General features: G+C 56.4%; 9 protein-coding genes. 4 read left to right on the forward strand and 5 right to left on the reverse strand.

Translation table 11 applies throughout. The annotated features are described in order from the left end of the window. Positions 1-14 precede the first annotated feature (14 nt). The 3 genes from ACK4IR_RS05565 to pyk form a co-directional block, all read right to left on the reverse strand. On the reverse strand, positions 15-1367 hold the full coding sequence (locus ACK4IR_RS05565; RefSeq protein ID WP_409873222.1) for a DUF3370 domain-containing protein: 1353 nt from the start codon (positions 1365-1367) through the stop codon (positions 15-17). A 9-nt stretch (positions 1368-1376) separates the two neighbouring features. Then, positions 1377-2084, reverse strand: a complete 708-nt coding sequence (locus ACK4IR_RS05570) for an SIMPL domain-containing protein (protein WP_409873224.1) — start codon at positions 2082-2084, stop codon at positions 1377-1379. 73 nt (positions 2085-2157) lie between these two features. Beyond that, positions 2158-3570 carry a pyruvate kinase gene (pyk, locus tag ACK4IR_RS05575; RefSeq protein WP_409873226.1) on the reverse strand — a complete coding sequence of 471 codons (1413 nt, stop codon included), beginning with the start codon at positions 3568-3570 and terminating at the stop codon, positions 2158-2160. Between the two features lie 148 nt (positions 3571-3718). On the opposite strand from pyk, the gene ACK4IR_RS05580 reads away from it, so the two are divergent. The 3 genes from ACK4IR_RS05580 to ACK4IR_RS05590 are packed head-to-tail and all read left to right on the forward strand — an operon-like array spanning position 3719 to position 8103. Then, positions 3719-5443, forward strand: coding sequence for an ABC transporter permease (locus ACK4IR_RS05580; protein WP_409873227.1), 1725 nt, complete (start codon positions 3719-3721; stop codon positions 5441-5443). A gap of 9 nt (positions 5444-5452) precedes the next feature. Then, positions 5453-6589: an anhydro-N-acetylmuramic acid kinase gene (locus tag ACK4IR_RS05585; protein ID WP_409873229.1), complete on the forward strand. Its 1137-nt coding sequence runs from the start codon at positions 5453-5455 to the stop codon at positions 6587-6589. After that, positions 6586-8103, forward strand: a complete 1518-nt coding sequence (locus ACK4IR_RS05590) for an NAD(P)H-hydrate dehydratase (RefSeq protein ID WP_409873231.1) — start codon at positions 6586-6588, stop codon at positions 8101-8103. The genes ACK4IR_RS05585 and ACK4IR_RS05590 overlap by 4 nt, the downstream gene beginning before the upstream one ends. On the opposite strand, the gene gatB is transcribed toward ACK4IR_RS05590, so the two are convergent. Beyond that, complete coding sequence (gene gatB, locus ACK4IR_RS05595; RefSeq protein WP_409873233.1) at positions 8086-9684, reverse strand: Asp-tRNA(Asn)/Glu-tRNA(Gln) amidotransferase subunit GatB; 1599 nt, start codon at positions 9682-9684, stop codon at positions 8086-8088. The genes ACK4IR_RS05590 and gatB overlap by 18 nt on opposite strands. Before the next feature lie 67 nt (positions 9685-9751). Further along, a complete protein-coding gene (locus ACK4IR_RS05600; protein WP_409873235.1) occupies positions 9752-10900 on the reverse strand; it encodes a citrate synthase in 1149 nt (382 codons plus the stop codon). Positions 10901-11091: 191 nt separating this feature from the next. Between ACK4IR_RS05600 and bchB the strand changes: the two genes are divergently transcribed. Further along, positions 11092-12618 carry a ferredoxin:protochlorophyllide reductase (ATP-dependent) subunit B gene (gene bchB / locus ACK4IR_RS05605; RefSeq protein WP_409873237.1) on the forward strand — a complete coding sequence of 509 codons (1527 nt, stop codon included), beginning with the start codon at positions 11092-11094 and terminating at the stop codon, positions 12616-12618. The last annotated feature ends 34 nt before the right edge of the window (positions 12619-12652 follow it).

Genomic DNA, 12652 nt, shown 5'->3' on the forward strand with positions numbered 1-12652 from the left:
CCTCTCTATTGTACTCAGGGGCGCGACAGCGGATCTGCCAAGGTTTCAATGGTCAACACTTGGGGCGGTGTTGCATCCGGGGGATAGAGCAGGGTGAACTGCACTCGGCGAATTTCTTGGGGTTGCAGGGTTAGCCGCACCAAATCCTCTCCCTGCTGGCCTTGCCGTTGCACAAGGTGAATGATCCGACTCTGGGGGGTGCCATGATCATCGCGGAAGCGCAATCGGACACTGCCCCGGAAAAAGATGCGGTTGGGGGGTTCGGCAAAAAAACGTAATCCCTCGCCAGGGGCATCAAACTTGAGGGGAGTTTGGAGGGCAAGGCGCACCCTCTGGGGGCGATCGCCGGTATTTTGCAGCGGCAGAATCAAATCATATTCAACGCCGTAATTACCATGGGCAGCATAGGCCGTATCAGGATAACGTCGCACCAAAGGAGCCGTTTGAATTTGCCCTGTGCCCAACCGTCCTGCCACCAGCGAACTGATGGGATAGGAGAAGGCGGTACCCACTTCGGGAATCGGAATCGGCTGTTGCTGGGGATTATGCCAGCGGGAGCCAAGGGCAACACCTGCCACTCGGCCATAGACAATACTGCCGCCTTGGTGGGGGGGCGTGGGGGGGCGATCGCGGGGGGTGACGAGTTCCCCTTCTAGGAGGGTCTGCTGCCATTGCTCAAGGGTCGGCGGTTCCTTGCCAAAGCGGGCTAAACTGGCCAGATAAATCTCACCGCTACTGCGCGCCCGAATCAAGAGCGAACGGCCATTCAGAGGCGGATCGAGTCCCTCAACGGGAATCGGTAAATTGGCGATCAGGGCATAGCTGCCAGGGGAAATCACGATTTGCGCCGGCCAGCCCGGTTGTCGTCGTTGTTGCAGAATATCGAGCATGACGCGATCGCCCGGACCGGCAAAAATTTGCCCGAGATCATTGGCCTGTTGAGCGGGCAGGGGGCGAAAGGGAGCCTGCGGTTGGCTCAGGTAACTGGCGGCATGGATCAAATTTACCGTTACCGGTTTAGGGCCGGGGTTGTAGGCAAGAATTCCTAGGTAGAGGGGGGTGAGATCCTGTGGGTCGAGGGGCTTGGCAATATGGTGGGCAAAAATATCAAAGCGATCGCGAAAGGCAAAGTTCAAGTGGGCCTTGGGGTTGGCTTTACCTGCCGGCGGAAATGTGGAGAGGAGAATCCCCCCTCGCTGCACCACCTCGGGGCTATTGCTATTTAACACCGGCACCTGATCCAAGGCACCCGGCAAAGGGAGGACCCTTTGCGGTCTTTCAATCGTGGCCAGCGTCTGCGCCAGCACAGGGGACAGGATTACTAGAGCCGCACCGCTTCCTAACCGCCAACGCCAATCAATCGCCATGCCCTCGCCCTAGTAGCTGATTTGCAGCGTGACACTTGCCTCCACCTGCAATTCCCCAGCCACCACGGGGGTGCTATCGGCCATCGTTGCTGTGCGCACGGCAAAGGGTTTTTGGGGGGGTGTGGCCTGATGAATTTGAATGCTCACCACTTGGCGCGGTTGCAGATTCAGGGCACTCAGCACGGCTTGGGCTTGACTTTGGGCATCTTGGGTGGCGCGTTGGAGAGCAGTGCGCTGGGCTGCGGCAAGGGTGGCCTCCGGTGCCGTAAAGCTAATGTTCTCGATGGTGGTTGCACCGGCTTGCACCGCAGCGTCAAGGAGGGGGCCTACGCGATCGCTGGCAATGCGAAAGCTCACGGTATTGCGGCCGATGTAACCCAGCAAAATCCGCCGATTCTCCTTGTATTCATAGTTGGGCATGAGACTCAGCCCCGTGGTTTGCAGTTGAGTGACCTCCCGTCCCCGTAGAACCGCCAAGACGGCATTGGCTCGCCGCGCCACCTCCTGCTGCACCTCCTGAGCGGTACGACCCTGAACTTCAACCCCAAGGCTGACTTGCGCCAGCGTAGCGGCGATGGCTTCTGTGCCTCGACCGGTTACCGTTAGGAGAGGTTGGGTTTCTTGACTCATGGCGGGCTGCTCGGCAATGACACCAGACCCTGCCAACAGCAGAGCGGCAAGACCGAGGGTGTAAATGGGTGCTAGGGTAGGTTTCAAGGTGATCCTCACCCCCGTTGACTCCAGCTTCTTTATTTCCCCAGACTGCCGTCGGCCGGCGTGCTGTTCCCCTTTAGGAACGAATTGTATGAATCTTAATGAAATTTGTTCCCTGGGGAGTTTGGGCAGGAATCCCGCCTAGGATCACAATTTTATCTCCCTCGGTGGCTATCTGGCGCTCCTTGAGTTGGTTTTCGGCCACGGCAACCATCCCTTCAAAGGTCAGGGGGAGGGTTTCCAGAAGAATCGGCTTCACCCCCCAAAGCAAATTCAGCCGGTGATAGACGCGGGGGCGATCGGTAAAAGCAACAATCATGGGTTTGACCCGTTCCCCCGAAGCAATGGTTGCGGTATAGCCCGTTTCCGTAAAGCAGGCGATCGCCCGCAGATCGAGGATTTGGGTAATGGTCGTTAAGGCTTCCCCCAAGGCATGGGTCTCATCATTGCGGTAGGCGGGCATATTGTCAAACTCCAGGTTTGGCTCCACATCCGCCGCAATCCGCGCCAGCATCTTCACCGCCTGCACCGGAAAAGCCCCCACGGCAGATTCCCCCGACAACATTACTGCATCGGTCCCATCGAGAATGGCGTTGGCCACATCACTGACCTCTGCTCGGGTCGGGCGAGGGTGGTGGATCATACTTTCCAGCATTTGGGTTGCCGTGATGACGGGAATACTGCGGTAGTTGCACTCGCGAATAATTTGCTTTTGCAGCAGTGGCACCTTCTCCACCGGCATTTCCACGCCCAAATCCCCGCGGGCAATCATAATTGCATCCGCCACCCCCAAGATGGCCGAGAGGTTTTCCACCGCCTGCGGTTTCTCAATTTTGGCCAGCACTGGCATATCCCCGGCACCGTGGGCAGCAAGGTACTCTCGCAATTCCCAGAGATCCTCAGCGCGGCGCACAAAACTCAGGGAAATAATATCAACCCCCTGCTCAATGCCAAATTGAATGTCCTGCTTGTCTTTATCGGTAAGGGAAGGTAGCCGCAGACTCAGATCTGGCAAATTCACTCCCTTGCGACTTTTGAGTGTGCCTCCCTGCACCACCCGGCAGATCACCCGCCGCCCCTCAACCGCTTCGACCACCAATTCCAAGAGGCCATCATCCAAGAGCACCTGCATGCCCGGCTGTGCCTCTTCGGCGAGATACGGATAATCAATCCCAATGCCTTGCGTCTTTTCCTCACTGAGGGGGACGAGGGTCACCTGCTCCCCTTCCACTAGTTCAAGGCTGCCTTGGGGAAGCTCGCCCACCCGGATTTTAGGCCCTTGCAAATCTTGCAGGAGCGTTAGGGGGGTGGCTTCTGCATTGGCCACTTGTCGCAGCAGGGCAATGGTTTCGGCATGATCCTTATAGTCGCCGTGGGAGAAATTTAACCGCGCTACATTCATGCCGGCCGCCAGCATCTGCTGGATCACGTCCCGCGAGCGACTGGCAGGGCCAATGGTGGCGACAATTTTGGTGCGACGAAAAAGCATAGGAGAAGGGGATAATCGGTGCTCCCCTAAATCTTAGGCATGGGTCAGGGAATTCGGCGGTGTTCTGGTTTGCATTCGCCATTAAGTTTTGTGGCTCGAAGGATGTGGCTATAATTTGCCTCGTGGAGCTTACCTTGTGGAGGCCGCGATGACACGCCCCCTCACCCCCGATAATCAAACGCTTAGTCGTCCTTGGACTTGGCAAGATGGCCTGATTATTTTGGCCTTAATTGCCCTGATCTTTTGGATTGTCAATACCGCTGCTCAGTTTACAGGAGAGTACGATCCCACGATTACCATTGAGCTGAGTCCGGCAGTCTTGCCCAGTTACACCGCTCAAACGCTACTGCGGATGCTGATTGCCTACATTATTTCCTTGGTGTTTAGCATCCTCTATTCCTATCTTGCCTACTACAACCGCACTGCCGAAAAAATCCTGTTGCCTCTTTTGGATATTCTGCAATCGATTCCCGTGCTGTCGTTTCTACCGGGGGTGGTGCTGGCACTGATTGCCCTCTTTCCAGGGAGCCGGCTTGGGGTGGAATTGGCGGCCATTATCCTCATCTACACGGGGATGGCTTGGAACATGACATTTAGCTTTTACCAGTCTTTGATTGGTGTGCCCCGCGAACTGCGGGAGGTGGCAAAAATTTATCGGCTGGGGTGGTGGCAGCAGGTGTGGACACTGGATCTGCCCGCAGGCGCCATTGGTTTGATCTGGAATAGTGTGATGTCGGTGGCGGGCGGCTGGTTTTTCTTAATGGCGATCGAATCCTTTACCATTGGCGAGAAAACCTTTACATTGCCGGGGTTAGGTTCCTATCTGGCGGAAGCAGCCAACCAACAGGACTATGCGGCTCTGATCTATGGCTTAGCGGTCTTGATTGGCGTCATCATCATCATTGATATTTTGGTGTGGCGCCCTCTCATTGCCTGGGGTGAAAAATTCAAGATCGAGATGGTGGAGGCAGAAAACATCCCCAAATCGTTTGTGCTTGATTTCTTGCGGCGATCGCCCACGTTACGCGTATTCCATCAAAATATCTTTGCCCCCGCCTGGGAGCGACTCGATGAGCTGTTGCGCCCCAAACAGCCACGTCAATCCCTCGCACCCCAGAATGCTCAACAGAGTTGGCCGATAACACCGATCTTTTTGCTAATTTTTGCTGTCTTTGTGGGTTGGGGGGCGATTGCCTTCCTGCGGCAAATGTTCAGTGTTAGTTGGCAAGATTGGCAGCAAATTGGGCTGGGGGCGGTTCTAACGACGGTGCGGGTGATGGTGGCCTTGATCCTTTCGCTGTTGTGGACGGTGCCGGTCGGGGTGGCGATCGGTCGCAATCCTCGGGCCGCTCAAGTGTTGCAACCCATTGTCCAAATTGCGGCCTCGGTGCCGGCCACGGCGCTCTTTCCGGTTCTGCTGTTGGCGCTGGCCAATGTAGGTGGGGGTTTGGAGATCGGCTCTGTGGCGCTGATGATGCTGGGCACAATGTGGTACATTCTCTTTAATGTGATTGCCGGTGCCCAAGCCATTCCCACGGAGTTATTTGAAGCAGCGGTGGTCTATCAGCTCTCTTGGTGGCAGCGGTGGCGCAACCTGATCTTGCCGGGCATTTTTCCCTACCTGATTACGGGCATCATTACCGCGGTGGGCGGAGCGTGGAATTCCAGCATTGTCAGTGAATACGTGGAGTTTCAGAATCAAACGGAGCAGACCCTTGGCTTGGGGGCAATCATTTCTGAAGCGAGTGCTAAGGGGGATTTTTCCCTACTGATGGCGGCAACGGCAGTGATGTCGCTCTTGGTGGTTTTGACCAACCGCCTAGTTTGGCGCCCCCTCTACCGCTTGGCGGAAACGAAATATCAACTGTTGTAGGCGCCGGTCATGCGTGTCATTGGCCTGATGAGCGGTACCGCCGTAGATGGAGTTGATGCGGCCTTGGTGGAGCTAGCGGGGGGCGATCGCGACCTTCGGCTACAGGTGCTGAACTGTTGTACGGTGCCCTATCCCCCCGCCCTACGGCAGCAGATCCTCGAGATTTGCGGCGAAAAACCGCTGACCCTTGCGGCGTTGGCAGACTTAGATGAGGCGATCGCCGAGGCCTTTGCCCTTGCGGCTCAAACGGTTCAACAGGGCTATCCACGGGCAGATCTCATCGGTTCCCACGGTCAAACGGTCTTCCATCGTCCGCCGCGGGGCGATCGTCTAGGCTACAGTCTGCAATTGGGACGGGGGGATTGGATTGCCTGGCGCACCGGCATTACCACCATTGCTAACTTTCGCGCCCAAGATATTGCCTTAGGGGGGCAAGGAGCGCCCTTGGTGCCGCGGGTGGATTGGTGTCTTCTGAGTCATCCCAGGGAAGTGCGCTGTGTGCAGAACATCGGCGGGATAGGGAATGTTACCTATCTGCCCTCCCTCCACGCGGATCCCGATGGCCAAGGGGTCAGGGGTTGGGATACCGGCCCCGGCAATGTATTGCTGGATTTGGCCGTCACCGAGTTATCGGGGGGGGAATTGACCTACGATGCCGAGGGCGCGTGGGCACGGCAGGGCAAGATCATCAATTCATTGGTGGAGCACTGGCTGCAAGACCCCTTCTTTTGCTGCCCACCGCCGAAGTCCACGGGGCGGGAATACTTTGGCCTAGCCTTTTGGCAGCGATGTCGCACCGATGCCGCTGGTTTGTCTGCTGCGGATATTTTAGCCACGCTCACGGAATTTACGGCCCGCAGTATTGTTGAAAGCTATCGCCGATTTTTGCCCCAACAGCCGCAGCGGCTCTTCCTGTGTGGCGGGGGTGCCCACAACACCTTTCTCAGGGAACGCCTTCAGGTGCATTTCGGGGAAATTCCGGTAGAAACCACTGCAACGGCCGGGATACCGGTGGATGCCAAAGAGGCGATCGCCTTTGCAATTCTCGCCTACTGGCATGAGATGGGTTTGGCGGGGAATTTGCCCCAAGTCACCGGGGCGCGGCAAGCAGTTCCTTTGGGTCAGCGTTGGGTGGCACAGCCATGAACACCTCCTTGCCGACAATTGTGACCACAGCTGAAATGCAGGCCATTGAGGGGGCAATGTTCACTGCCGGCTTCCCCGTTCCCGCCCTAATGGAAAAGGTGGGACAGCGCCTCAGCAACTTTCTCCAGCGGGAGTTTCCAAGGGCACAGTACCCCCGCGTCGGGGTTTTGGCCGGTCCGGGGCACAACGGCGGCGATGCCTTGGTGGTGGCGCGGGAACTGTGGCACCGCGGCTATGGGGTCACCGTCTGGCAGCCCTTTGAGCGCCTCAAGCCCCTGACGGCGGATCATGCCCGCTATGCCCGCTTTCTCGGTCTTCCCTTTGTCGAGACGGTGGCGAGCTTGCAGGCAGTTGACCTCGTCGTGGATGGTCTTTTTGGTTTTGGCCTAGAGCGGGAACTGACGGGGGAACTTGCCGGTGCCATTGCTCAGATCAACGGTTGGCGGCAGCCCCGGGTGAGTATTGATGTCCCTTCGGGACTCCACAGTGATACGGGGGCTGTTTTGGGCACGGCCATTCAGGCCGATCGCACCCTCTGTTTAGGGCTGTGGAAGCGGGGGCTACTGGTGGAGGAGGCACAACCTTGGGTGGGGCAGGGGGTGTTAATCCCCTTTGACATTCCTCCTGCCATCATTAGGGAGGTGTTGGGCACCACGCCGCGGCGATATTGCTTAGATGCTTCCTGTTGGCAAGAGTTGCCCCTGCGGCGATCCCCCATTACCCACAAGTATCGGCAGGGTCAGCTTTTACTCATCGGCGGCTCGGCTCAGTTTGGCGGCAGCATTCTCCTCAGTGCCCTCGCTGCCCGCTGTACCGGTGTGGGGATGTCGGTAGTGGCGGTGCCTGAATCCCTCAAACCCCTTGTGCTGGCACGAGTGCCGGAGGCCATTGTGGTGGGCTGTCCCGAAACTGCAGCGGGGGCGATCGCTCACCTACCGGCGAGCGTAGATTTAAACCGTTTCTCCGCCATTGCCTGTGGACCGGGGTTGACCCCTGAGGCGGTGCCCGTGGTGGAAACCGTTCTGAAGGCCGGGCGATCGCTGGTCTTGGATGCCGATGCCCTGAATATCTTAGCCCGGCTCACCCCTTGGCCCTTGCCGAGTTCTACAATTCTGACGCCCCACTACGGCGAGTTTCGGCGCCTTTTTCCAGACCTTGTCGCCGGCGGGGGCGATCGCCTTGATCAAGTCACAGCAGCTGCTCGTCGCACTAATGCCGTTGTCGTTCTCAAGGGGGCACGGACGGCCATTGCCTCTCCCACCGGTGACCTCTGGATCAACCCCCAGAGTACCCCTGCCCTTGCCCGAGGGGGAAGCGGCGATGTCCTCACCGGACTCATCGGCGGCCTTTTGGCGCAGCAGGAGACCCTTAGCGCAGCGTGCGGTGGTGTCTGGTGGCATGCCCAAGCCGCCATTCAGGCCGAGCGGGCGCAAACGTCTTTAGGCGTCTCTCCCGAAGAACTGATTGCCCACCTGTTACCCACCTTGCGAACTGCCCTAACTACTGGCATTTAGTTTTTGCGCCAAGAGTTGATTGGTCAGCTTGGGATCGGCACGTCCGCCGGTCTTTTTCATCACTTGGCCAACAAAGAAGCCTTGGAGCTTTGTCTTTCCTGCCCGGTATTGCTCTAGCTCGTTGGGATGTGCCGCCAGCACTTCATCAATGACCGCCTCTAGAGTAGCCACATCGGAGATTTGGCTGAGGCCTTTTTTCTCCACGAGAGCTTTGGGGGAGCCACCCTGAGCCAGCAATTCCGGCAGCAGATCCTTGGCCATTTTGCTGCTAATTGTGCCGCCCTCAATCAGCTGGATGAGTTCCGCCAATTCGGCGGGTTTCAGCGCCAGGGTCTCGATCCCTCGTTTTTGTTCCTTGAGATAGGCCGTTATATCCCCCATGATCCAGTTAGCCGCCGGTTTCGGGGGTGCTCCGGCAGCAACCGTGGCTTCAAAGTATTCGGCAACCGTCCGCTCATCGGTGAGGACGCGGGCATCTTGGGGGGGTAAGCCCCACTCGGTCTCGTAGCGGTGACGCTTTTGCGCCGGCAGCTCCGGTAGCTCTGCCCGCCATGCTGTCAGTTGTTCAGCACTGACTTCAATAGGCCCTAGATCGGGTTCGGGAAAGTAGCGGTAGTCACTGGAGCCTTCCTTGACGCGCATGGTGCGGGTTTGCTGGGTGGCCTCATCCCAGAGGCGGGTTTCTTGAACGATGGGTTCCCCTGCTTTGACGGCAGCCACTTGCCGCTCAATTTCATAATCAATGGCGCGTTGAAGGGCACTAAAGGAGTTCATGTTTTTAATCTCCACCTTCGTGCCAAAGGTGGTGCTGCCCACGGGGCGCACGGAGATATTGACATCGCAGCGCAGGGATCCCTCCTGCATATTGCCGTCGCAAACCCCCAGGTACCGGAGAATGCGCCGCAGCTCTTGGGCATATTCCGCCGCCTCTTGACCTGTGCGCAGATCCGGCTCAGAGACAATTTCAATCAGGGGAACGCCGGCGCGATTCAAGTCCACAAGGGAGTAGGTGGAACCCGACAGGCGATCGCTCCCCGCATGAACCAGCTTGCCGGCATCTTCCTCCATGTGCAGGCGAGTAATGCCGATTTTTTTACGGCGCGCCGTGCCATTTTCGTCCACCAGTTCAATCTCAAGGTAGCCGTGCCGGGCAATGGGCAGGTCGTATTGGGAGATTTGATAGTTTTTCGGCAAGTCCGGATAAAAATACTGCTTGCGATCAAACTTGCTGTAGGGGGCAATCTGACAGTTGAGGGCCAAGCCCGCTTTCACCGCATATTCGAGAACCTTTTCATTCAACACCGGCAGTGTCCCCGGCAAACCCAAACAAACAGGGTCAATATTGGTATTCGGGGGTGCGCCAAACTGGGTTGAGCTGGGGGAGAAAATTTTGGTTTGGGTACTCAGCTGGCAGTGAATCTCAAGGCCGATTACCGCCTCATAGGTGAGACCGGCGGGATCCACGGGGGTGGGTTCAGGGGCAACGGTTACTGCGGCCTGTTGTGTCGAGGCTAACTTCGTGGATTTCGACGTTTTTGATGTCTTTGATGCTTGCCGTTTACTTGATTTTGCCTTTGCCATGAAAAACTCCGCAGGGGTACCGCCACTATAAAGCAGCTTAGTCAGGGGGGGAATTGAGGGTCAAGGGTTAAGAACGATGATTACGCTCCTCCATGGGCACATAGGGCTGATTGTGGGCACCCGTATAGATTTGGGTAGGACGGTAAATACGATTAGTTTCGAGTTGCTCCTTCCAGTGGGCTAGCCAACCGGCCACGCGGGCGATCGCAAACACGGGGGTAAACAGGTCACTGGGAATTCCCAGCCGCCGATAGACCAGCCCAGAGTAAAAGTCCACATTGGGATAAATTCCCTTATCACTGAGATACTCACCCACCACTTCTTCCAGCTTAAGGGCAATGTCGTAGTAGCGATCGCCCCCGAACTTATCGAACAACTGCTCTGCAAGTTTCTGCAAAATCGTGGCGCGTGGGTCTTTAACCTTATAGACACGGTGACCAAAGCCGGAAATTTTTTTCTTGTCGCGGATGCATTTTTCCACATAGGGGCGGACGTTCTCGACACTGCCGATTTCTGCCAGCATGTTGATCACATCCTCATTGGCACCGCCATGGAGCGGCCCTGCCAGCGTTCCCACCGCCGAAGCCACCACAGCATAGGGATCCGTCAGAGTCGAAGCCGTCACCCGCGCCGAGAAGGTGGAGGCATTCATCGTGTGCTCCGCATGCAGAATTAGGCAAATATCAAACACCCGCGCCGCAAAGGGATCAGGACGCCGCTCATTGAGCATATAGAGGAAGTTGGCCGCATAGTCCAATTCATCACAGGGCATGACCGGATCGTTGCCCTTGCGGATCAGTTGAAACGCCGCCACCATCGTTGGAATTTTCGCTAAGAGGCGGATCACCGCTGCCCGAATGTACTCTGGATCATCCAAGACCCGCCGCGAATAGAATAACCCCAGTGCTCCCGCCGAGGCCTGAAGGGCATCCATGGGGTGGCCACTGTCGGGGAAGCATTTCATCATGTCGCGAATGCGATATTTGACACGGCGATGATAGGTAATATCGTGTTCAAAAGCGGCCAACTCCTCCTTGGTCGGCCAGTAGCCCCAAATCAACAAGAAGGCAGTTTCCAAAAACGTACTTTTTTCCGCCAGTTCCTGAATCGGGACACCGCGATACTCAAGAATGCCGGCTTGGCCATCCACATAACTAATGGCCGATTGGGCAACGGGAATACCGTCAAGACCGGGGCTAAATTTGCAAGCAACCATGCCAAGGGGTCCTTAGAAACAGGCCAACTCAATCGCAATTTATCAATTTTAGGGGAGAGGGGAAAGATGTTGGTATATTAAGCTGCTCCACCACTTTCCTGAAGTTTTGCAACGTTTGATCAGTCTCGGAAAACCGCCTCGCTACGATCGCGATCGGACATCAAAATGCCTTTGCCCAAGGAGTTGACGCAATGAAACTTGCCTACTGGATGTATGCAGGGCCTGCCCACATTGGTACCCTGCGCATTGCCAGTTCCTTCAAAAATGTTCATGGCATTATGCACGCGCCCCTTGGGGATGATTACTTCAACGTCATGCGATCAATGCTCGAGCGAGAGCGCGACTTTACCCCTGTCACCGCCAGTATTGTCGATCGCCACGTCTTGGCGCGCGGCTCCCAAGAAAAAGTGGTGGACAATATCACCCGCAAAGACATTGAAGAGCACCCTGATTTGATTGTCCTCACCCCCACCTGTACCTCCAGCATTCTTCAGGAAGACTTACAAAACTTTGTCCAGCGAGCCAGCCTCAGCACCACTGCCGATGTCCTTTTGGCGGATGTCAATCACTATCGGGTCAATGAGTTACAGGCCGCCGATCGCACCCTTGAGCAAATTGTGCAGTTTTATATTGACAAAGCCCGCTGTCAAGGCACCTTAGTGACCAGCAAAACCCCCACCCCTAGCGTCAACATCATTGGCATCACCACCCTTGGCTTCCACAACCAGCACGACTGCCGCGAGCTTAAAAAACTCATGGCCGACCTTGGTATTCAGGTAAACCTTGTCATTCCTGCGGGTGCCAGCGTCCACGACCTTGCCCGACTGCCCCAAGCATGGTTTAACCTTGTTCCCTATCGGGAAATTGGCGGCCTTACAGCCCAGTACCTAGAAAGCGAATTTGGTCAACCAAGCGTCTGCATTACGCCGATGGGTGTGGTGGAAACCGCCCGCTGTATCCGTGCCATTCAAGCGGTGCTCAATGCTCAAGGTGCCAATGTGGACTACGAAGCCTTTATTGAGCAGCAAACACGGGAGGTGTCCCAAGCCGCTTGGTTCTCCCGCTCCATTGACTGTCAAAACCTGACGGGTAAAAAGGCAGTTGTCTTTGGAGACAATACCCGTGCAGCGGCAATGACGAAAATTCTCAGTCGGGAAATGAGCATCCACGTTGTTTGGGCGGGAACCTACTGCAAATACGATGCCGACTGGTTCCGCGCAGAGGTGGCAGACTTTTGTGACGAGGTACTGATTACCGATGACCACACAGTGGTGGGGGACGCGATCGCCCGTGTTGAACCCGCTGCCATCTTTGGCACGCAAATGGAACGCCATGTGGGCAAACGCCTTAACATTCCCTGTGGCGTGATCGCTGCCCCCATCCACATCCAAGACTTTCCCGTGGGCTATCGGCCTTTCTTGGGGTATGAGGGCACCAATCAACTGGTGGATTTAATCTACAACTCCTTCACCTTGGGCATGGAAGACCACCTGCTAGAGATTTTTGGTGGCCATGACACTAAAGAAGTGATTCATAAAGGACTTTCCGCCGACTCGGATTTGACATGGACAGCCGATGGGCTAGCCGAATTAAACAAGATTCCCGGCTTTGTGCGTGGCAAGGTGAAGCGCAACACCGAAAAATTTGCCCGCGAACAGGGGATTAGCGAGATCACCGTGGAAGTCCTCTATGCCGCCAAAGAAGCCCTAGGGGCTTAAGCCTCACCTCTGGAACCTGCATGAACCTGACCGT

This window comes from Thermosynechococcus sp., assembly GCF_046299635.1.
Taxonomy (GTDB): domain Bacteria; phylum Cyanobacteriota; class Cyanobacteriia; order Thermosynechococcales; family Thermosynechococcaceae; genus Thermosynechococcus.